The 19,060-nt window shown below is 73.4% G+C and carries 22 protein-coding genes; 8 read left to right on the top strand and 14 right to left on the bottom strand.

The features are described 5' to 3' along the window. Positions 1-2,177: FtsX-like permease family protein (locus AR3_RS19865; RefSeq protein ID WP_067915737.1), on the top strand; the 2,177-nt coding region annotated here is incomplete at its 5' end. 28 nt (positions 2,178-2,205) lie between these two features. Here AR3_RS19865 and AR3_RS19860 read toward each other — a convergent pair. From AR3_RS19860 to AR3_RS19850, 3 genes are read right to left on the bottom strand one after another with little or no spacing between them, the layout of a single operon-like run. Beyond that, the gene (locus AR3_RS19860) at positions 2,206-2,781 is read right to left on the bottom strand and encodes a DNA-3-methyladenine glycosylase I (protein WP_067915736.1); all 576 of its coding nucleotides are present in this window, start codon (positions 2,779-2,781) and stop codon (positions 2,206-2,208) included. A gap of 38 nt (positions 2,782-2,819) precedes the next feature. After that, positions 2,820-3,266, bottom strand: a complete 447-nt coding sequence (locus tag AR3_RS19855) for an SRPBCC family protein (RefSeq protein WP_067915735.1) — start codon at positions 3,264-3,266, stop codon at positions 2,820-2,822. Continuing rightward, positions 3,263-3,712, bottom strand: coding sequence for a hypothetical protein (locus AR3_RS19850; RefSeq protein ID WP_146150181.1), 450 nt, complete (start codon positions 3,710-3,712; stop codon positions 3,263-3,265). Before AR3_RS19850 ends, AR3_RS19855 begins: the two co-directional genes overlap by 4 nt. A gap of 55 nt (positions 3,713-3,767) precedes the next feature. Between AR3_RS19850 and AR3_RS19845 the strand changes: the two genes are divergently transcribed. Beyond that, complete coding sequence (locus AR3_RS19845) at positions 3,768-4,085, top strand: hypothetical protein (RefSeq protein ID WP_067915733.1); 318 nt, start codon at positions 3,768-3,770, stop codon at positions 4,083-4,085. An 80-nt stretch (positions 4,086-4,165) separates the two neighbouring features. On the opposite strand, the gene AR3_RS19840 is transcribed toward AR3_RS19845, so the two are convergent. The 5 genes from AR3_RS19840 to AR3_RS19820 all read right to left on the bottom strand — a co-directional run bounded on the left by AR3_RS19840 (position 4,166) and on the right by AR3_RS19820 (position 9,130). Next, complete coding sequence (locus AR3_RS19840) at positions 4,166-5,479, bottom strand: alkaline phosphatase PhoX (RefSeq protein ID WP_067915732.1); 1,314 nt, start codon at positions 5,477-5,479, stop codon at positions 4,166-4,168. A 206-nt stretch (positions 5,480-5,685) separates the two neighbouring features. After that, positions 5,686-6,300: an LOG family protein gene (locus AR3_RS19835; protein WP_227022962.1), complete on the bottom strand. Its 615-nt coding sequence runs from the start codon at positions 6,298-6,300 to the stop codon at positions 5,686-5,688. Further along, positions 6,300-7,109 carry an LOG family protein gene (locus AR3_RS19830; protein WP_067915731.1) on the bottom strand — a complete coding sequence of 270 codons (810 nt, stop codon included), beginning with the start codon at positions 7,107-7,109 and terminating at the stop codon, positions 6,300-6,302. The genes AR3_RS19835 and AR3_RS19830 overlap by 1 nt, the downstream gene beginning before the upstream one ends. Positions 7,110-7,225: 116 nt before the next feature. Beyond that, positions 7,226-8,284: a succinyl-diaminopimelate desuccinylase gene (gene dapE / locus AR3_RS19825; protein ID WP_067915730.1), complete on the bottom strand. Its 1,059-nt coding sequence runs from the start codon at positions 8,282-8,284 to the stop codon at positions 7,226-7,228. Positions 8,285-8,293: 9 nt separating this feature from the next. After that, positions 8,294-9,130 (bottom strand): 2,3,4,5-tetrahydropyridine-2,6-dicarboxylate N-succinyltransferase, encoded by an 837-nt coding sequence (locus AR3_RS19820; RefSeq protein WP_067915729.1) that lies wholly within the window; start codon positions 9,128-9,130, stop codon positions 8,294-8,296. 65 nt (positions 9,131-9,195) lie between these two features. Here AR3_RS19820 and AR3_RS19815 point away from each other — a divergent pair, with 65 nt between their 5' ends. From AR3_RS19815 to AR3_RS19805, 3 genes are all read left to right on the top strand, one after another. Further along, a complete protein-coding gene (locus AR3_RS19815) occupies positions 9,196-10,065 on the top strand; it encodes a hypothetical protein (protein ID WP_067915728.1) in 870 nt (289 codons plus the stop codon). 100 nt (positions 10,066-10,165) lie between these two features. Continuing rightward, positions 10,166-10,447: a CopG family transcriptional regulator gene (locus AR3_RS19810; RefSeq protein WP_227022960.1), complete on the top strand. Its 282-nt coding sequence runs from the start codon at positions 10,166-10,168 to the stop codon at positions 10,445-10,447. A 370-nt stretch (positions 10,448-10,817) separates the two neighbouring features. Beyond that, positions 10,818-11,642 (top strand): SAM-dependent methyltransferase, encoded by an 825-nt coding sequence (locus AR3_RS19805; protein WP_067915727.1) that lies wholly within the window; start codon positions 10,818-10,820, stop codon positions 11,640-11,642. Between the two features lie 10 nt (positions 11,643-11,652). Here the strand turns inward: AR3_RS19805 and AR3_RS19800 are convergent, their stop codons facing one another. Beyond that, positions 11,653-12,795, bottom strand: a complete 1,143-nt coding sequence (locus tag AR3_RS19800; protein WP_067915726.1) for an acyl-CoA dehydrogenase family protein — start codon at positions 12,793-12,795, stop codon at positions 11,653-11,655. A gap of 86 nt (positions 12,796-12,881) precedes the next feature. Between AR3_RS19800 and AR3_RS19795 the strand changes: the two genes are divergently transcribed. Then, a complete protein-coding gene (locus AR3_RS19795) occupies positions 12,882-13,586 on the top strand; it encodes a MerR family transcriptional regulator (protein WP_106258198.1) in 705 nt (234 codons plus the stop codon). 51 nt (positions 13,587-13,637) lie between these two features. Here AR3_RS19795 and dapC read toward each other — a convergent pair whose 3' ends face one another. Both dapC and fdxA read right to left on the bottom strand, forming a co-directional pair. Next, complete coding sequence (gene dapC / locus AR3_RS19790) at positions 13,638-14,729, bottom strand: succinyldiaminopimelate transaminase (protein ID WP_106258258.1); 1,092 nt, start codon at positions 14,727-14,729, stop codon at positions 13,638-13,640. Positions 14,730-15,052: 323 nt separating this feature from the next. Further along, entirely contained in the window at positions 15,053-15,376 is a 324-nt protein-coding gene (fdxA, locus tag AR3_RS19785; protein WP_067915723.1) for a ferredoxin, read from the bottom strand. A gap of 113 nt (positions 15,377-15,489) precedes the next feature. On the opposite strand from fdxA, the gene AR3_RS19780 reads away from it, so the two are divergent. After that, positions 15,490-15,741 (top strand): putative acetyltransferase, encoded by a 252-nt coding sequence (locus AR3_RS19780; RefSeq protein ID WP_067915722.1) that lies wholly within the window; start codon positions 15,490-15,492, stop codon positions 15,739-15,741. 29 nt (positions 15,742-15,770) lie between these two features. Here the strand turns inward: AR3_RS19780 and AR3_RS19775 are convergent, their stop codons facing one another. The 3 genes from AR3_RS19775 to AR3_RS19765 form a co-directional block, all read right to left on the bottom strand. Continuing rightward, positions 15,771-16,418: a polysaccharide deacetylase family protein gene (locus tag AR3_RS19775; protein WP_067915721.1), complete on the bottom strand. Its 648-nt coding sequence runs from the start codon at positions 16,416-16,418 to the stop codon at positions 15,771-15,773. A 312-nt stretch (positions 16,419-16,730) separates the two neighbouring features. After that, the gene (locus AR3_RS19770; RefSeq protein WP_067915720.1) at positions 16,731-17,606 is read right to left on the bottom strand and encodes an enoyl-CoA hydratase-related protein; all 876 of its coding nucleotides are present in this window, start codon (positions 17,604-17,606) and stop codon (positions 16,731-16,733) included. Between the two features lie 141 nt (positions 17,607-17,747). Beyond that, positions 17,748-18,104, bottom strand: coding sequence for a hypothetical protein (locus AR3_RS19765; protein ID WP_067915719.1), 357 nt, complete (start codon positions 18,102-18,104; stop codon positions 17,748-17,750). Between the two features lie 157 nt (positions 18,105-18,261). Here AR3_RS19765 and AR3_RS19760 point away from each other — a divergent pair, with 157 nt between their 5' ends. Then, complete coding sequence (locus tag AR3_RS19760) at positions 18,262-19,056, top strand: class I SAM-dependent methyltransferase (protein ID WP_067915718.1); 795 nt, start codon at positions 18,262-18,264, stop codon at positions 19,054-19,056. Positions 19,057-19,060 lie beyond the last annotated feature (4 nt).

Genomic DNA, 19,060 nt, shown 5'->3' with positions numbered 1-19,060 from the left:
GGGCGCCCGCCGCGGACGGCGAGGTCGCGATCACACGGCACGCCGCCCGCGCCGGGCGGCTGGACGTCGGCGGCGCCATGACGCTGCTGCTGCCGCACCGCGTCCAGCGGGTGACGGTCACCGGGATCGTCACCGTGCAGGGCCGCGGCGCCGTGGCCGCCGGGCACCTGGTGCTGGCGCCGCCCGCCGCGGTCGCGGACGCCGCCCGGCTGCCCGCCGGCTCGTGGCAGAGCGTGTGGGTGAAGACCGCCCCGGGCGTGCCCGCCGACCGGCTGCGCGGCGAGCTGGCCCGGGCCCTGGACGGCGCGGCGACCGTGCGGACGGCCGCGTCCGTGCGGAACGCGCAGACCGCCGACGTGCGGTCCGCCGGCGCGTCGATCGGCGGCGCCATCGGCATGCTCGCCTCCGTCGCGATCTTCGTGGGGCTGTTCGTCGTCGCCAACACCTTCGGCACGCTCGTGCGGCAGCGCGCCCGGCGGCTGGCGCTGCTCAGCGCGATCGGCGCCACCCCCCGGCAGGTCAAACGGCTGATCAGGCTGGAGGCGCTCGTGGTCGGCGCGGTCGCCGCGGCGGGCGGGGTGGCCGCCGGATACCCGGTGTCGGCGCTGCTCACCCGGCTGTTCGCCGAGGAGGGATTCGACATCTCCGCCGCCGACGCCCAGTTCGGCTGGATAGCCCTGCTGGTGCCCGCGGCGGCCGGAATCCTCGTCACCCAGCTCGCCGCGTGGCGGGCCGCGCGCCGCGCCGCCGGCATCTCGCCGATCCAGGCGCTGCGCACCGCCGCCGCGGAGACGCGGGGCCGCCGCCGACCCCGGCTGCTGGGCGCGGCCGTCGTGTTCGCGGGCGCGTGCGGCTGGTACGGCCTGTCGCTCGCGGTGCGCGCCGACGAACCGCCCGGCCCCGACCGCACGGTCGCCGTCGCGCTGATGATCCTGTTCGCCACGCTGACGGCCGTGGCGGCGCTGGCCCTGCTCGCCCCGTTCTTCGTCGGCCCGCTGGGCGGCCTGGTCGGCCGCGTCGCGATGCTGGTCGCCGGCGAGACCGGACGGCTGGCCCGCGCCGCCGTCACCCGCAGCCCGCTGCGCGTGTCGTCGGCCGCGTCGGCGCTGATGCTGGGCGTGGCGCTGGTCGTCGCCACCGCGCTGATCGCGCTGTCGGTGCACGCCCGGTTCGACGAGGCCGGACGGCGGGTGCTGGCGGCCGACCACGTCGTGGCCGCCACCGGCGTGGCCTCCGACGGCGCCGGAGCCCCGCTGCCGCGCGACACCGCGGACCGGGTCGCGGCCGTCCCCGGGGTGTCCCGAGCGGTGGCGCTCACCCAGACGGAGGTCAAGCTCGTCGCGCCGGCGCGCCGCCCGTCCCCCGACGAGGACGCCAAGCCGTTCGTCTTCACGGTCAGCGGCGTCGAGCAGACCGGGATGCGCGACGTGCTGCGGCTCGGCGGGCGGCTGCGCGCGCTGCGTCCCGGCGAGATCGCCCTGTCGTCGACCGTCGTGGCGGCCCAGCGGCTGCACCGCGGCCAGCGGATCACGGTGCGCGGCGCGACGGGCCGGGTCGCGCTGACGGTCGCCGTCGTCTACCACGACCCGTCCCACCTGTTCGCCGACCAGGCCCTGGCGGCGCCCGCGACGATGGACCGCATCGACCCCAACGCCGCGACGCAGGCCGTGCTCGTCCGCGGCGGCTCGGCCGACGACCTGGCGCGGGCCGTGGCGGGGGTGTCGGGCGCCCGGGTGCTCGACCGGGCCGCCTACGTCGACCACGCCGCCGGCGCCGCCACCCGAGGGCTGACGCTGATGTACGGGTTCCTCGGCATGTCCCTGCTGCTGGCCCTGTTCGGGATGGCCACCACCGTGTCGATGAGCGTCTTCGAACGCACCCGCGAGTTCGGGCTGCTCGGCGCGGTCGGCGCGACGGCGGGTCAGATCCGCTCGATCGTCCGCTGGGAGGCGGCCACCGTGGTCGTCCTCGGCACCCTGCTCGGCGTCGGCGTCGCGGTCGGCGCGGTCGCCCTGCTGCACGTGACGACCGGGAGCTCCTTCCTGCGCCCGCAGCCGCCGTGGTGGCTGTTCCCGCTGGTCGCCGCCGGGGCCGCCGCGGTCACCCTGGCCACCTCCGCCTTGCCCGCCCGCCGCGCCGCCGCCGTCCCCGTCCTGGAGGCCGCCAAGGCCGAGTGACCCGGGCGCCCGCCGCGAGGGGCGAGGGTCAGCGGTAGGCGCCGCGGCGGTGGCAGTCGACGAGGTGGTCGTCGACCAGGCCGCAGGCCTGCATGAGCGCGTACACGGTGGTCGGGCCGACGAACCGGAAGCCGTGCTTCTTCAGCTCCTTGGCCAGGGCCTGCGACCCGGGGGTGGACGCGGGGACGTCGGCGGTGGTCCGCGGGGCGGGCGCGTCGGGATCGGCGTACCGCCAGACCGTCGCCGCCAGGCCGCCGGGCAGGTCGAGCGCGGCCCGCGCGTTGGCGATCGCGGCCTCGATCTTCGCCCGGTTGCGGACGATCGCCGCGTCCGCCATCAGGCGCTCGACGTCGGACGCGTCGAACGCGGCGACCTTCTCCAGGTCGAACCCGGCGAACGCGGCCCGGAAGCCCTCGCGCTTGCGCAGGATCGTCAGCCACGACAGGCCCGACTGGAACGCCTCCAGGCACAACCGCTCGTACAGCCCCCGGTCGTCGCGGACCGGGCGGCCCCATTCCTCATCGTGGTAGGCGACGTAGTCGGGCGCCGACACGCCCCACGGGCAGCGCGCCAGACCGTCCTCGCCGAGAATCGCCGTGCTCACCGCTTCGTTCTACCGCACGCCGCCGACATTTCGGCCGCTCAGGCCGCCTCGGTGCGGTGCCGGGCCAGTCGCGCCAGGCGGCGGAGGGCGACGCCCATGAACGCGCGGACCACGGGGCCCGCGACCAGCCAGGCGGCGCGGCCCAGCGGGCCGAGGGGCAGGTCCAGACGCTCGGCCCAGGTGATGCGGCTGCCGCCGCCCGGGAGCGGCGCCACCGCGAAGAACGCCTCCCCCCGGACGATCCGCCCGGTGTGGCGGACGGCGACGCGGCGTCCCGGCCGCCACTCGGTGATCACCATGGTGTCGGTGACGCCGACCGGGCCGACGCCGGTGCGCGCCACCAGCGCGGCGCCCTCGCCGCGGCCGCCGCGGGCGCGCGTGAACGGCATCCACTCGGCGTGCCGGGGCCAGTCGGTGAGCACGGCGAACACGTCCTCGGCCGCCGCCGGCGCGGCGGCCTCGGCGTGCACGGCGACGCGGCTCACCGGGGGCCCTCGTCGTCGCGGCGCCCGTTCAGGTCGATGGTGCCGTCGCCGGGGTCGTCCCAGCGCCGCGGCTCGGCCGGCCCGTACAGCTTCGGTTCGATCTCGGGGTCGTAGGACGGGTACGGGCGGTCGGCGGGCGCGCCGCCCGTCTCGCCGAGGCGGCGCCGCAGCGCGTCCACCTGCCGCTCCAGCTCGGCCACGCGGACGTTGCGCTCCGACAGCGCGTACGCCAGCCGGTGCAGCGTCTCGTCCGCGACCTCCACCTGGTAGCCCCACAGGCCGCGCGGCAGCCGCAGCAGCGCCGGATCCGGCGCGGCGAGCCCCGGCGGCAGCCGGAACGGCGGGTGGTCGGGACGGGCCGGGGCCAGCTCGCCGCCGCGGCCCATGGCCACGACCACGACGGCGCCCAGGACGGCCAGGCCGGCCAGGACGAGCACCACAACCACGATCTCGCTCCGATCTGTCTACGCCTCCCCTGACCGATCGTGCCACGATCTGGGCATGGAGGTGCATGCGCAGCGCGTCGTCCCGGCGGACGCCGAGGTGCCCGAGGGCGTCGCCGACGCGGGCGTCGCGCCGTCCGCCGACCGGGTGGCGGAGCTGGTGGCGACCGGTCGGCCGGTGCTGGTGACGCTCGAATCCGAGGACCCCGGCCCGGACGCGGGGCTGCTGGCGGCGGCCGCCGTCTACGTATGGCTGGGGGTGCGGACGCTGCGGGTGCCGGAGGCGCAAGTGGCGGCGGTGCAGCAGGTGGTCGACATGGTCGACTCGATCCGGGGGACGCGTCCCCCCGCACTCGCGCGCCGCGGTCTCGCCTGAGCGCGCGTGAACCCGCCGCCGGCAGCGCAGTCGGCGGCGGGCCCGTTCTTCGAAGTCGGCGGACGCGCGAGCGGCGGCCGTCACGCGCGCAGGCGGTGCCAGGGGCCGGTGATGGCGAAGGTGACGCCCGGGTCCTGGCGGTTGGCGAACAGCGTCCGCCCGTCGGGCGAGAACGTCACGCCCGTCATCTCGCTGCCGTTGAAGGCGTTGCGGGCGAAGGCGAACGGCCTGCCCTTGCGGGTGGTGCCGACGAGGTACTGCTCGCCGTCGCCGTCCTCGGCGAGGATCACGCCGCCGCCGTACGGGGAGACGGTGATGTTGTCCGGGCCGTCGAACCGGCCGCCCGGCTTGAACACCAGCTCCAGCTCGATCGTCTGGCGGTGCGGGTCGTACGTCCAGACCTGCCCGGCGTGGTCGGCGGCGGCGCCGTCACCGGTGCGGGAGTAGCTGGCGACGAAGTACGCCTTGCCGTGGCCCCACCAGGCGCCCTCCAGCTTCTGACTCCGCGTGATCTTGTCGAACTGCTTGCGGGTGGAGGTGGCGGCGGCCGACGGGTCGGGCACCTTGAGCCACTTGACGCGGAACACGGCGCCCGGCTCCTGCACGACGGACAGGTCCGGCAGTCCGGGGACGTACATGGCCTCCAGCCGCCCGCCCGCCATGTAGCTGCCGTAGCCGCCCCGGTGCACCCGCGGGGTGAACCGGTAGAACAGCCCGAACGGGTTCGCGGCGTCCTCGGTGAGGTAGGCGACGTGGGTGCGCGGGTCGATCGCGACGGCCTCGTGCGCGAACCGGCCCATCCCCTTGATCGGCTCGGGCCGGGTGAGGCGGCCGGACGGGTCGACCTCGAACACCCAGCCGTGGCTCTTGGTCTGCCCGCCGAACCCCTCGGTCTCCTCGCAGGTCAGCCAGGTGCCCCAGGGGGTGCGGCCGCCGGCGCAGTTGGTGGCCGTCCCGGCGAGGCTGACGTACTGCGAGATCAGCCTGCCGTTGCGGTCCACGTCCAGGGTGGTGGTGCCGCCGTACGCGGCGGGGTCGTACACCAGCCGGGCGGGCGCGGTGGGCTTGACGCCGCTGTCGGTCTGCTCGTGGTTGCGCACGAGGCGGGTGACCCCGGGGCGGGGGCCCTTGAACGTCGCGGTGCCGTCGTGCTTGCCGGGCACCAGCCCGCCGCTCTCGATCGTGTCGCCCTGGGCGGAGAACGCCGTGTACGAAAAGCCCTTGGGCAGGTCGAGCACGCCCTTGGGGTCGGGCACCAGCGGGCCGTAGCCGTACGCCTCGCCGACGTCGGCTCCCGCGGACGTCTGGAAGATACTGTCGAGGCTTCCTGCCAAGGCGATCGACAGCGCGCCGACGGCGCCGCCCTTCATCACCCCGCGACGAGACACGGACATCGGTTCTCCTTAGGTGTCGTGCTCAGGCCACCGGGGAGCTTCGCGGCCCCCGGTGAACCCGCGGTGAACCGATCCCGGCAGGGCGGGAAAACATGCGGGACGCAGTCCGCCCGGCGGGCCGCGGCGGCCCCGCCGGGCGGGCAGGGATCACGGTCCGGGGCGGCGGCGTCCCCGGCGCGCCGGGCCGGCCGCCGCCCGGCGCCGGGTCACGGCTCGGCTTCGGCGTAGTCCTCGGCGGTCGCCTGGATCAGCGGCTGCGACCGCTCCAGCAGGTCGAACGCCTCGGTGACCGACCCCGTCCAGCCGATCGCGTCGAAGATCTTGGGGCGGGCGAACCCCTGGTCGGCGAGGCGGCTCATCAGGTGGCGCAGCGGCTCGTACACCCCGTACGGGTCGAGCAGCACCAGCGGCTTGCTGTGCATGCCGAGCACCCGGGACGTCCAGATCTCGAACAGCTCCTCCAAGGTGCCGATGCCGCCGGGCAGCACCAGGAAGGCGTCGCTGCGGCGGTCCATCTCGCCCTTGCGGGTGCGCATGTCCGGCGTGACGATCAGCTCGTCGCTGTCGTGGTCGGCGATCTCCAGGGCGGCCAGGCCCTCGGGGATCACCCCGACGGTGCGGGCGCCGCCCGCCCGCGCGGCGCGGGCCACCGCGCCCATGCACGACACCTGCCCGCCGCCGCTGACCAGGGTGTGGCCGCGGCGGGCCAGTTCGGCGCCGACCTCGGCGGCCAGGTCGATGAACTTCCGGTCGATCCGGTTGCTGGACGCGCAGAACACGCACACCGCGAGGCCGGAGCCCCGCATGTCGGACTCGGCCATCAGGTGCCGTCCGTCCCGGCTTCGGCCGCGGCCGCGCGCGCCGCCGCCTCCTCCTGCAGCGTCCGCTCCTGCTCCCGGTGCGCCTCGACGATGACGCGCACGACCTCCTCGGGGTCGTCGGTGAGGCGCACCAGGTCCAGGTCCTCGGGGGAGATCTTGCCGGACGGCAGCATGGTGGCCTTGATCCACTCCAGCAGGCCGCCCCAGAACTCGGTGCCGACCAGCACGATCGGGAACTGCGTGATCTTGCGGGTCTGCACCAGGGTGATCGCCTCGAACAGCTCGTCCAGCGTGCCGAACCCGCCGGGCAGCACCACGAAGGCCTGCGAGTACTTGACGAACATCGTCTTGCGGACGAAGAAGTACCGGAACTGCACGCCGATGTCGAGGTGGTCGTTGAGCTTCTGCTCGAACGGCAGCTCGATGCCCAGGCCCACCGACAGGCCGCCGGCCTCGTCGCAGCCCTTGTTGGCCGCCTCCATGATCCCCGGCCCGCCGCCGGTGATCACGGCGTAGCCGGCGTCGTGCAGCCGGGCGCCGATCTCGACGGCCAGCTCGTACTCCTCCGAGCCGGGCTTGGTCCGGGCGCTGCCGAACACGCTCACCGCCTGCGGCAGCTCGGCCAGCAGTCCGAAGCCCTCCACGAACTCCGCCTGGATCCGCAGCACCCGCCACGGGTCGGCGTGGACCCAGTCGGCCGGCCCGCGGCTGTCGAGCAGCCGCTGGTCGGTGGTCGTCTGCGGCACGGCCCGGCCCCGCAGCATCGCGGGTCCCTGACGTCGCTTCCGGGGACTCACTTCCGAAGTCATGCCCCTCACCTTGGCATCCACCACGCGGTCCGAGCCAGGGAATTACCACCTGCCGGACGGGCCGGAAGGTTGCTACCCCGGGCGGTCGGCGCGTCGCGGAGCCGTCCCGCAGCCGATCAGGACGTGAGCCAGGCGCGCATGCGCCGTTCGCACTCGGCGATGAGCGGGATCTCGACGTACTCGTCCTTGGTGTGGGCCAGCGTCGGCTCGCCGGGGCCGTAGTTGACGGCCGGGACGCCGAGCTCGGCGAACTGGGCCACGTCGGTCCAGCCGAGCTTGGCCCGCACCGGGGCGCCGGTGGCGGCGACGAAGGCGGCCGCCGCCGGGTGGGTCAGGCCGGGCCGGGCCGCGGGCGCCCCGTCGACGACCGTCACGTCGAAGCCCGCGAACAGGTCCCGCAGGTACGCCACGGCCTTGTCGAGCGACTTGTCGGGGGCGAACCGGTAGTTGACGGTGACGACGCACTCGTCGGGGATCACGTTGCCGGCGACGCCGCCCCTGATGAACACCGCGTTCAGGCCTTCGTGGTACTCCAGGCCGTCCACGACGGGACGCGCCGGCTCGTAGGAGCGCAGCACGTCCAGGATCGTTCCGGCCGCGTGGATGGCGTTGGAGCCCATCCAGGCGCGGGCGCTGTGCGCCCGCGCGCCCGTCGCGGTGACGTCGACGCGCACGGTGCCCTGGCACCCGCCCTCGATCTGGGCGGCGGTGGGCTCCATCAGCACCGCGAAGTCGCCCTCCAGCAGCTCCGGACGCGCCGCCGCCAGCCGTTTGAGGCCGTTGCGCTCGGCCTCGACCTCCTCGCACTCGTAGAACACGTAGGTGACGTCGCGGCTCGGCTCCGGCACGGTGGCGGCCAGGCGCAGCGCCACGGCCACGCCGGACTTCATGTCGGTGGTGCCGCACCCGTACAGCCGGTCGCCCTCGACCCGCGACGGCAGGTTGTCGTTGAGCGGCACGGTGTCCAGGTGCCCGGCGATGACGACGCGTTCGGCGCGCCCCAGGTCGGTGCGCGCCACGACGGTGTCGCCGTCGCGGTCCACCGACAGGTGCGGCAGGGGCCGCAGCGCCGCCTCGACCGCGTCGGCGAGGGGCCCCTCGGAGCCGCTCACCGACGCGATGTCGACGATCGCGGCGGTCAGGTCCGCCACGTCCGCGTGCAGGTCGAGCCGCATGCCCCGTCCTCAGGTGTTGATGCCGTGGTCGCGCAGGATGTCGTTCAGCTCGGCCTTGTCGTGCCGCTGCCCCGGCTCCAGCCGCTTGAGGACGAGCACGGCGGGCAGGCCGAACGTGCCGCCCTTGAACTCCTTGATCCGGGTGCCGCCGACGGCCACGCACCAGTCGGGGATGCGGCCGCGGCTGATCTCCTCGCCCGTCTCCACGTCGATGACCGGCATGGACGCCGACAGGTTCGTCCCGGAGCCGACCACCGCGCCCTTGCCGACGCGGGCCCCCTCGACGATCATCGACCGGCTGCCGATCATGGCCCCGTCCTCGATGACCACCGGCACCGCGTTCGGCGGCTCCAGCACGCCGCCGATGCCCACGCCGCCGGACAGGTGGACGTTCTTGCCGATCTGCGCGCACGAGCCCACCGTCGCCCACGTGTCGACCATGGTGCCGGAGTCGACGTAGGCGCCGATGTTGGTGAACGACGGCATGAGCACCACGCCGGGCGCGAGGTAGGAGCCCCAGCGGGCGATCGCGCCGGGCACCACGCGCACGCCGTCCAGGCGGCTCTTCAGCGGGATCCGGTCGTGGTACTGGAAGTCGCCCACCTGCGACCGCACCATGCCGAGCACCTTGAAGCTGAGCAGGATCGCCCGCTTGGCGCGCTCGTCGACGACGACCTCGTCGCTCTCCGGGTCCACCTGGGCGACCCGGGCCCGCCCGGTGTCGATCAGGTCGACGGCCTCCACGATGGCCGCGCGGGCCTCGGAGTCCTCCGGAGAAAGGTCGGCTCGCCGCTCCCACAGCTCGTCGATGACGCCGGAGATCGGGCTGGTGAACGTTTGGGTCATGGCTCTTGAGCTTACTGGTGGCCATTCCCCGGTACGGTCGACGCGTGACCGCATGGGCGAGGAGGTTGAAGACCACGCGGTGGCGCTGGGCCACCGTCACGCTGGTGGTCGTCGTGGGGCTGGCCGCGGGCGGGTACGCGCTGTACTCGCGGGTCCGCCCCTACCTGCACGGTTCCAACTGCGAGGTGCGCACGACGCTGGGCAAGAAGCCGCTCGACCTCGAGCAGGCCGCCAACGCCGCCACCATCGCCGCGGTGGCGTACCGCAAGCAGCTGCCCGAGCGCGCGGCGGTGATCGCCTACGCCACCGCGATCCAGGAGTCGCACATCCGCAACCTGCCCTACGGCGACCGCGACTCGGTCGGCATGTTCCAGCAGCGCCCGTCCCAGGGCTGGGGCACCCCCGACAAGCTGCGCGACCCGGTGCAGTCCACCAGCAAGTTCTTCGACGCGCTGGTCAAGGTGAAGGACTATCTGGACCGCGACCTGCACGACGCCGCCCAGCGGGTGCAGCGCAGCGCCGACGGCCGCGCCTACGCCCAGCACGAGCCGGACGGCAAGCTGCTGGCGCGGGCGTTCACCGGCCGGGAGCCGGCGGCGGTGCGCTGCTGGTTCTCGCCCGACAAGCGCACCGCCCCGCGCCGCGCCGAGGCGATCCGCGAGATGCGCCGCGCCTTCGGCAGCCGCCTGCAGGTCGACACGCCGCCGCGCCTGCTGGGCGGCGGGCACGCCAACGCGAGCGCCCGCGACTTCGACGCGATCCGCGTGACCACCCCCCGCCTCGGGTGGGCGGTGGCCTCGTGGGCGGTCACCCACGCCCAGATGTACGGCCTGACGGAGATCAGGTACGACGGCAAGCACTGGACCGTCGACGAGGGCCACGACGGCTGGACCGGCGACGCCAAGGCCCCCTCCGACAAGGTCATCATCCGCTGACGCCCCGGCCCGCCCAGCCCTCACCGTCGTCCCTCACCGTCGGCGACGTCCGAGCACTGCGAGTCGGCCCCCTCCGGCCGGTGGTGGCATGAGAGGCGGCATGGGCAGCATGCGCGAGCCCACTCGGAAGTACTCGATCACGTTGCCCCGCGACATCGCCGAGGCGGCTCGCGCCCGCAGCGGACCGTCGGGGTTGTCCGCCTATGTTGGCCTGGGCGCGGTCGCGGCGGCCGCGGCCCGCCGGTTCGAACGGGACAACCTCGACGAGCTCATCAGCGTCGCGGAGGCCGAGCACGGACCGATCAGCGACGAAGAGATCCAGGCGAAGCGGGATCTGCTGAGGAGGGCCCGCGAGCAGCAGCAGGGGCCGAGCACGGCATGACCCGCCTGTCGGCGGTCCCCCGGTGACGCTCCAGCCCCCGTCCTCGCGGCGCTGCACGCCACGACGCCTTCGGCGCCGGGGGGCGGCCGTCGAGTCCCGACGGTCACGCATCCCCGGCACTTGACATTCATCACCGAAGGCCGCCTTGCCGAGTTGGCTCTGACATAGACAGCACGCACTTTCAGGACTTATCCGCTGATATCTCAGGCGACGGCGACGCGAATGGAACCTGACAGGGCGCCGAGCGCTCGACCAGTGGGAAGTCGACCGTTCTTCCGCACTCGAAATCGCCGGGCGTGGATGCTATGTCAGCTATTGCGAGAGAAGTACCATCGCGCCATTGACAACCGCACAGTAGGAGTTGGGCCCCATGACGGAACGCGCATCAGGCTCCGACCTGCCGCCGTCCTCCAGGATCGACACGTCCGTGCCGCATTCGGCGCGGATCTGGAACTACTGGCTCGGCGGCAAGGACAACTACCCGGTGGACAGGGAGGCCGGCGACCGGTATCGGGAGCTGGCGCCAGGGGTCGTCGACATGGCGCGGGCGTCCCGGGTCTTCCTGACCCGCGCGGTGCGGTACGTCGCGGCCGAGGAGGGCGTGCGCCAGTTCCTCGACATCGGCACCGGGCTGCCGACCATGGACAACACGCACGAGGTCGCCCAGCGCGTCGCCCCCGAGTCGAAGATCGTCTATGTCGACAACGATCCGCTGGTGCTCGTGCACGCCGAGGCGCTGCTGACCAACACCACTCCCGAGGGCGTCACCACCTACGTGGAGGCGGACCTGCGCGAACCGGACACGATCCTCGCCGAGGCGGCCAAGACCCTGGATTTCAGCAAGCCGGTCGCGCTCATGCTGATGGGCATCCTCGGCCACATCGAGGACTGGGACGAGGCCAAGGCGATCGTGCGGCGCCTGCTGGACGCCCTCTGCCCCGGCAGCTTCTTCATCCACTACGACGGCACGTACGAGGTGCAGGGCGAGGCGCTGAAGAAGGCGCAGCAGGAATACGACGACACCGGCGCCGTGCCCTATGTGCTGCGCGAACCCGCCCAGCTCGCCGAGCTCTACGAAGGGCTGGAGCTCATCGAGCCGGGGCAGGTGTCGTGCCTGAAGTGGCGGCCGGAATCCACCGCCTTCGGCGAACCGGAGGACGTCGACGTGTACGGGGCGGTCTGCCGCAAGCCCTGATCACCCGGCGTCACACGCCGAGGGAGCGCCCGATGATTTCCTTCATGATTTCGGTGGTGCCGCCGAAGATGGTTTGAATGCGCACGTCCTGGTAGGCCTTGGCGATCGGATATTCGGTCATGTAACCGTATCCGCCGTGGAGCTGGACGCACCGGTCGACGACGCGCTTGAGCAGTTCGGTGTTCCAGTACTTGAGCATCGCCGCCTCTTCGGCGGTCAGTTCGCCGCGCGATTCCTTGGCGATGCATTCGTCGGTGAAGCTGCGGGTGACGGTGAGTTCGGTCTTCATCTCGGCGAGGGTGAAGCGGTTGTACTGGAACTTGCCGATGGGACGGCCGAAAGCCTCGCGGGTGCGGCAGTACTCCAGGGTCTGCTCGAACGCTGCCTCCGCGGCGGCCTGCGCGCCGACGCCGATGGACAGGCGTTCGCGGGCCAGGTTCTGCATCAGGTAGATGAAGCCCATGCCCTCCTCGCCGAGGAGGTTCTCCTTGGGCACCCGCACGTCGTTGAAGAACAGCTCGGCGGTGTCCTGGGCGTGCATGCCGACCTTCTCCAGGTTGCGGCCGCGTTCGAAGCCCTCCATGCCGCGTTCGACGACGAGGAGGCTGACGCCCTTGTGCCCGGCGGACGGGTCGGTCTTGGCGACGACGATGACCAGGTCGGCGAGGATGCCGTTGGAGATGAAGGTCTTGGAGCCGTTGAGGACGTAGGCGTCGCCGTCGCGGATCGCGGTGGTGCGGATGCCCTGCAGGTCTGAGCCGGCGGCGGGCTCGGTCATCGCGATCGCGGTGATGATCTCGCCGGAGCAGTAGCCGGGCAGCCAGCGGCGCTTCTGCTCCTCGGTGGTCAGGCGCAGCAGGTAGGAGCCGTTGATGTCGTTGTGCACGGCGAAGCCCGGCCCGGTCACGCCCGCGCGGGCCAGCTCCTCGTTGAGGACGACGTAGAAGCGGTAGTCGGGGTTGCCGCCGCCCCCGTACTCCTCGGGGACCTCGATGCCGAGCAGGCCCTGCCGCCCGGCGGCGAGCCAGACGTCGCGGGAGACGACGCCGTCCCGCTCCCACTGCTCGTGGTAGGGGGCGATCTCCTTGGCGATGAACGACCGCACCACGTCGCGGAACGCCTCGTGCTCCTCGGTGAAGATGTCGCGCGCCATCGCTGTCCCCGGCTCCCTCGATAAGTGCTTGCTGATCCCCGTTCAATGTAACACTGGAACTGTCACATAGGGGGAGGGGCCGGACGGTGGACGACCAGGAGCTGACGGTCGACGAGCTGGCGGCGCGCGCCGGGCTCACCGTGCGCACGGTGCGCTTCTACGCCGGTCGCGGCCTGCTGCCGCCGCCCCGACTGCGCGGCCGCACCGGCCTGTACGGGCCCGTCCACCTGGCCCGGCTGGAGCTGATCCGGGAGCTGCAGTCGCTGGGCCTGACGCTGGCGGCGATCGAACGGCACCTGGCGCGGCTGCCCGACGACGCCTCGCCCGAGGACCTGGCGCTGCACCGGGCGCTGCTGTCGCCGTGGGCTCCGGAGGCCCCCGAGGAGGTCGACCGGCACGAGCTGGACCGGCGGACGGGGCGGCGGCTGGACGACGACGCGCTCCGACGGCTGCAGGCGCTCGGGGTGGTCGAACCGGCGGGGGACGGCAGGGTGCGCATCGTGAGCCCCGCGCTGCTCGGCGTCGGCGCGGAGCTGGCCGACCTGGCGATGCCGATGGAGACGCTGCTGGCCACGCATCAGGCCGTCGAACGGCACACCCGGGCGCTGGCCGAGGAGCTGCAGCAGGTGTTCCAGGACACGGTCGTCCGCCCCTACCGGGAGCGCGGCCGTCCGCCGGACGAGCGGCGGCGGCTGATCGAGCTGGCGGGCAGGCTCAAACCGCTGGTGATCCAGTCGCTGGTGACCGCGTTCCGCCGCGCCGTCGACGACACCATCCGCAAGACCGTGTGAGCGTCCACCGGCACCGCCGGGGTCACGCGCCGACGCGCGTGGGGGCGCGGGTCAGAGGCGGGAGGCCGCGGCGGCGACGCGTTCGTCCGTGGCGGTGAAGGCGATGCGGACGTGCCGGGCGCCGCCCGGCCCGTAGAAGTCGCCGGGGCCGACGAGGATGCCGAGGTCGGCCAGGTACGCGACGGTGTCCCAGCAGGGCTCGTCGCGGGTGGCCCACAGGTAGAGGGACGCCTCGGAGTGGTCGATGCGGAAGCCGTGGCGTTCGAACGCCTCGCGCAGGACGGCGCGGCGGCGGGCGTAGCGCTCGCGCTGGGCGTCGACGTGCGCGTCGTCCTCGAACGCGGCGATCATCGCGGCCTGCACCGGCGCGGGGACGATCATCCCGGCGTGCTTGCGGACCTCCAGCAGCCGCTTGACCAGCGCCGGGTCGCCGGTGACGATCCCGGCCCGGTAGCCCGCCATGTTGGAGCGCTTGGACAGCGAGTTGACCGCCAGCAGCCCCTCGTGCGAGCCCTCGCACACGTCGGGGTGCAGGATCGACACCGGCCGCCGCTCGGGGTCGGGGTCCCAGCCGAACTCCAGGTAGCACTCGTCGCTGACGACGATCGCGCCGCGTCCGCGCGCCCAGGCCACCACCTTGCGCAGGTGCTCGACGGGCAGCACCTTGCCGGTCGGGTTGGACGGGGAGTTGACCCAGACGATCTTCGGGTTGACGGGGCCGAGGGACAGCAGCCCGTCGGCGGGCACCGGCTCGGCGCCGGCCAGGCGCGCGCCCACGTCGTAGGTCGGGTAGGCCAGTTCGGGGAAGACGACCCGGTCGCCGGGGCCCGCGCCGAGCAGGGTCGGCAGCCACGCCACCAGTTCCTTGGTGCCGATCACCGGCAGCACCGCGTCGGGGTCCGCCCCGGTCACCCCGAGGCGGCGCCGCAGCCAGCCCGCGACGGCCTCGCGCAGCCGCGGGGTCCCGTAGGTCTGCGGGTAGCCGGGGGCGTCCGCCGCCGCGGCCAGCGCCGCGCGCACGGGCTCGGGCGTGGGGTCCACGGGCGTGCCGACGGACAGGTCGACGATCCCGCCGGGGTGCGCCCGGGCGCGCTCCCGGTAGGGCTGCAGCCGATCCCACGGGAAGTCCGGCAGCGTGAACACCACTGATGCTCCGTTCTGCGCAGGTGGTCGGACGGTCACGATCATCCGACGAGTTCGGCGGACGCATGCACCCGACACGCGGGAGGACACGCGTCCGGGAAGCGTGAAGGCCGTGGCCCGACGTCCGGGCCACGGCCTTGAGCGTACGCAATCGGCGCCGGTGCCGCGCACACGACGGGGCCGCCCCCGGCCCCCGCGTCAGGGGTCCTCAGGGGTCCGTCCCCGGACGGGCGCTGCGTTTCCGGCGGAACGGCGGGCTCACGGGCTCGCCACGGCGCAGGGATCCCCGGCCTCGGTCGGGGGCACGCCGTCGTCGGCGGGTCCTACTCCTGGTTCTGCGGGGGCAGGGCGGCCACGATCGGGTGGTCCCTGTCGATCTTGCCGACCTTGGACGCGCCGCCCGGCGAGCCGAGCTCGTCGAAGAACTCCACGTTCGCCTTGTAGAAGTCCTTCCACTGCTCCGGCGTGTCGTCCTCGTAGTAGATGGCCTCCACCGGGCAGACCGGCTCGCACGCACCGCAGTCGACGCACTCGTCGGGGTGAATGTACAGCATTCGCTTCCCCTCGTAGATGCAGTCGACAGGGCACTCCTCGACGCACGCCTTGTCGAGCACGTCCACGCAGGGCTGCGCGATGACGTAGGTCACGTTCGTGACTCCTCTCGGATCCTTCGGCCCCGCCGTACGCCACGGCTCACCGCAAGCTCGCTGTGAATAGTATTGCCACCACGGCGTAGTCGATTCGACATGGGGGGCCTCACATGTCAGACCGTCGCGCCGCGCGGCCGCTGGTGTCGATCACACCGGCCGACGCGGGGCAGCGGATCTCGCTGCGCCGTCGGCTGCCCACCGGGGAGTACAGCGACGTGGTGGGCATCCTGGAATCGTGGTCCGGTCGGCTGCTGCGGGTCCGCCGGCGGCACGGCGAGGTGGTCGAGGTGCCCGAGGACATCGTGGTGGCCGCCAAGGTCGTCCCGCCCGCTCCCCCGCCCCGGCGCGGCCGTCGCGCCTGAACGGCGCCCGCGGGCAGGAAGGCGCGGGCTCAGCGTTCGGCGTACCGGCGGCCGGGCGCGAGGCGGCGTCCTTCAAACAGCTCCGAGACGGTGACGAAGGTGAAGCCGCGCCGTTTCAGCCCCTCCAGGATGGTCGGCACGGCGGCGACGCTGGGCCGGTGGATGTCGTGGAACAGCACGATGCCGCCCGACCGGGGCCTGCGGACCCCGACGACGATGTTGCGGCGGACGTCGCGGTGCAGCCAGTCCAGCGAGTCGACGCTCCACAGGATCATGGGCATGCCGACGGTGCGCGCCACCCGCGCGTCGATCGCCCCGTACGGCGGGCGGAACAGGACGGGCGCGACCCCGGCGGCCTCCTCGACGGCCCGCTGGGTCCGCAGCACCTGCGCCCGCACCTCCCCGGACGGCAGCGTGGTCAGGTCGGGATGGGACCAGCTGTGATTGCCCACCTCGTGCCCCTCGCGCACCATGCGGCGCACGAGGCGGCGGTGCCCGGCCACGTTCTGCCCGAGGAGGAAGAAGGTGGCGCGCACGTCGGCGGCCCGCAGCTCGTCGAGCAGGCGGCCGGTATAGGGGCCGGGTCCGTCGTCGAACGTCAGCGCCACGCACTTGACCACCGAGCAGTCGACCGGGGAATGCAGCCTTCGCGGACGCGGCTCGGGCGTGGCCGGCATCGACGGGCCGGGGTCGTGCTGTTCCGCGGACGCCTCGTTCCCCTCCGAAGCGGAGGGTGAGGACGACCCCCGTCCTGGCCCGGCTGATGAGGCGGACGGGCCCGCGTCGTCAGGGCCGCCGTCGGCGTCCTTCGCCCCGGCCGGTCCGGCGCGATAGGACGGGGCCGGGCCGCACCCCGCGGCGAACATCAGCCCGAGAACCGCGAGGACGACGAAACCCCTGCCTCGCACCGCACCCCCCGAAACGCATCGCTCTCCCGCCTGCCGCTGGGCGCTGCATACCCCGCGTCAAGCGGCGCACACCACGGCGTTTCATGGGCGAATCGGCCAGTCCGGGACTTCCTGCGGGAGGTCGGTCGTGACTTTCATGGGGAATGCGGCCTCGCGCTTCTCCAGGAACGCGGTGACCCCCTCTCGGGCGTCGGGGGCGCCGCCCAGCGCGGCCATGAGGCGGGAGTCGGCGACGTGCGCGTCCCACGGGGACGACGCCGACAGCCCCGACCACATCAGGCGGCGGATCGCGGCCACGGACACGGCGGAGGTGTTGTCGCGGATCTCGGCGGCCAGCGCGTAGGCGGCGGGCAGCAGCTCGTCGGGCGGGACGACCCGCGACACCAGGCCGCCGCGCAGCGCCTCGGCCGCGTCGAACACCCGTCCCGTCACCGCCCACTCCATGGCCTGGGAGATGCCGACCAGACGCGGCAGGAACCAGCTCGACGCGGCCTCGGTGACGATGCCGCGCCGGGCGAACACGAACCCGAACTTCGCCGTGTCGGCGGCCAGCCGCACGTCCATGGGCAGCGTCATCGTGACGCCGACGCCGACGGCCGCGCCGTTGAACGCGACGATCAACGGCTTGAGGCAGCGGGCCGCGCGCAGCGCGACCGTGCCGCCGCCGTCGCGGGGCGTGCCGTCGTCCAGGACGTCGTCCTCGCCCGCGAACATGTCCTGGGACTTCTCCCGGTCGAAGGTGGCGCCGCCCGCCCCGAGGTCGGCCCCGGCGCAGAACGCCCGGCCCGCGCCGGTCACCACCACCGCCCGCACGTCGTCGTCGGCGTCGATCGCGTCGAACGCGTCGAGCATCTCGCGCCGCATGGTGAAGGTGTAGGCGTTCAGCCGCTCCGGCCGGTTCAGCGTGAGCGTGGCGATCCCGTCCCGCACCCGGTAGTCGATCTCGCTGTACGACACCTGCGCCCCTCTCCCGGAGACGATTGTCGAACAGGATTCTAGAAAGCGATCCGGTGGCGCGGGAGCGGGCCTGCGCGCGGGTCTCGACGGCGTCTCTCGGACACGGGCGTGTCCGAAAGCGACCTCAGCGGAGAGGGCCCGTCAAGAGCGGGCGGAGGGGAACAGCCGGAAGACGACCTCGCGTCTCCACTCGTCCACCCGGCCGGTGAAGCCGTCGGGAGGTCCGGGCACGAGATGCCCCTCGCCGGGCGCCAGGCTGAACGCCACGTCGGGCGCCAGTTCCACGTCCCCGGAAGGCGGGCCGCCGGACGCGGCGACGCGTCCGGCGAGCGCGGCCAGGATGCGCGCCCACCCCTGGCCGAGGTAGGGCGCGAGACCGCGGACGCGCAGTTCGGGCAGCCCGCGGGAGGCAAGGCCACGGGTGCGGAGCTCAAGACCGTCGGGACGTTCGGCGCCCACGACCCGCACCTCGCCGAGCGTCCCCGCGCGTTCGTCCATGGCCCCGACCGTACGCGACCGGCGCCCCTCGTCCGGCAGGGGGCGCCCGACCACGGAACGTGGACGGTCGTCGCCATCAGTGAAGCCGATCACTCTACGCCGCCCGCCTGCTGCAACGCCACCCCGCGAGTGGCCGTTTTTCGGATAAATTACGACGGTGAATTGGGCCGTCACGACGTACGACTCCGCTTTCGGGTACGTCTCCGCGCATGGCGCGCCCCTGGTCGATCTGCTCGACCCCCAGCCCGGTGAGCGGATCATCGACCTGGGGTGCGGCACGGGCACGTTCACCGCGCAGATCGCCGAGCGCGGCGCCGAGGTGCTGGGCATCGACGGCAACCCCGAGATGATCGCCCAAGCCCGGGCGCTCAACCCCGGTCTGTCGTTCGCGGTCGGCGACGCCCACACCTTCACCACCACCGAGAAGTACGACGCCGTCGCCTCCAACGCCGCCCTGCACTGGATGAACCGCGATCCGGACGCGGTCATCGCGCGGGTGCACGCGGCGCTGCGGCCCGGCGGCCGGTTCGTCGGCGAGCTGGGCGGGGCGGGCAACTGCGCCGAGCTGATCGCCGCCATGCAGACCGCCTGGCGGGTGTTCGGGCTCGGCGAGCCGGAGCTGCCCTGGTACTTCCCCAGCCCGGCCGAGTACGCCGCCAGGCTGGAGGCGGGCGGCTTCACGATCCGGCTGCTGGAGCACGCCGACCGCCCCACCCGCATGACCGAGGGCCCGGACGGCGCCGCGGACTGGGTGCGCACCTACGCCGCGGGCGCCCTCGCCGAGGTGCCGCCCGAGCTGGTCGAGCCGCTGCTGGCCCGCATCAACGACCTGGCCGCGCCGGCGCTGCGCCGTGAATCCGGCTGGGTGGCCGACTACGTGCGGCTGCGCTTCGCCGCCGTCCGCAAGGCCGACACGGCGGCCGCTGCCCCCGAGGCGCCGCCCGGCTTCTAGCCTG

This window comes from Actinomadura rubrobrunea NBRC 15275 (assembly GCF_001552235.1).
Taxonomy (GTDB): domain Bacteria; phylum Actinomycetota; class Actinomycetes; order Streptosporangiales; family Streptosporangiaceae; genus Spirillospora; species Spirillospora viridilutea.
This window is presented reverse-complemented; position numbering and strand designations above follow the sequence as displayed.

Bases quoted from the DNA above. Each gene is read 5' to 3' on its own strand.
- AR3_RS19800 (WP_067915726.1), bottom strand. From the start codon at position 12,795: ATGGCGCGCGACATCTTCACCGAGGAGCACGAGGCGTTCCGCGACGTG.
- AR3_RS19820 (WP_067915729.1), bottom strand. From the start codon at position 9,130: ATGACCCAAACGTTCACCAGCCCGATCTCCGGCGTCATCGACGAGCTG.
- AR3_RS19840 (WP_067915732.1), bottom strand. From the start codon at position 5,479: ATGTCCGTGTCTCGTCGCGGGGTGATGAAGGGCGGCGCCGTCGGCGCG.
- AR3_RS19805 (WP_067915727.1), top strand. From the start codon at position 10,818: ATGACGGAACGCGCATCAGGCTCCGACCTGCCGCCGTCCTCCAGGATC.
- AR3_RS19765 (WP_067915719.1), bottom strand. From the start codon at position 18,104: ATGGACGAACGCGCGGGGACGCTCGGCGAGGTGCGGGTCGTGGGCGCC.
- AR3_RS19830 (WP_067915731.1), bottom strand. From the start codon at position 7,109: ATGACTTCGGAAGTGAGTCCCCGGAAGCGACGTCAGGGACCCGCGATG.
- AR3_RS19845 (WP_067915733.1), top strand. From the start codon at position 3,768: ATGGAGGTGCATGCGCAGCGCGTCGTCCCGGCGGACGCCGAGGTGCCC.
- AR3_RS19780 (WP_067915722.1), top strand. From the start codon at position 15,490: ATGTCAGACCGTCGCGCCGCGCGGCCGCTGGTGTCGATCACACCGGCC.
- AR3_RS19835 (WP_227022962.1), bottom strand. From the start codon at position 6,300: ATGGCCGAGTCCGACATGCGGGGCTCCGGCCTCGCGGTGTGCGTGTTC.
- dapE (WP_067915730.1), bottom strand. From the start codon at position 8,284: ATGCGGCTCGACCTGCACGCGGACGTGGCGGACCTGACCGCCGCGATC.
- AR3_RS19810 (WP_227022960.1), top strand. From the start codon at position 10,166: ATGGGCAGCATGCGCGAGCCCACTCGGAAGTACTCGATCACGTTGCCC.
- AR3_RS19775 (WP_067915721.1), bottom strand. From the start codon at position 16,418: ATGCCGGCCACGCCCGAGCCGCGTCCGCGAAGGCTGCATTCCCCGGTC.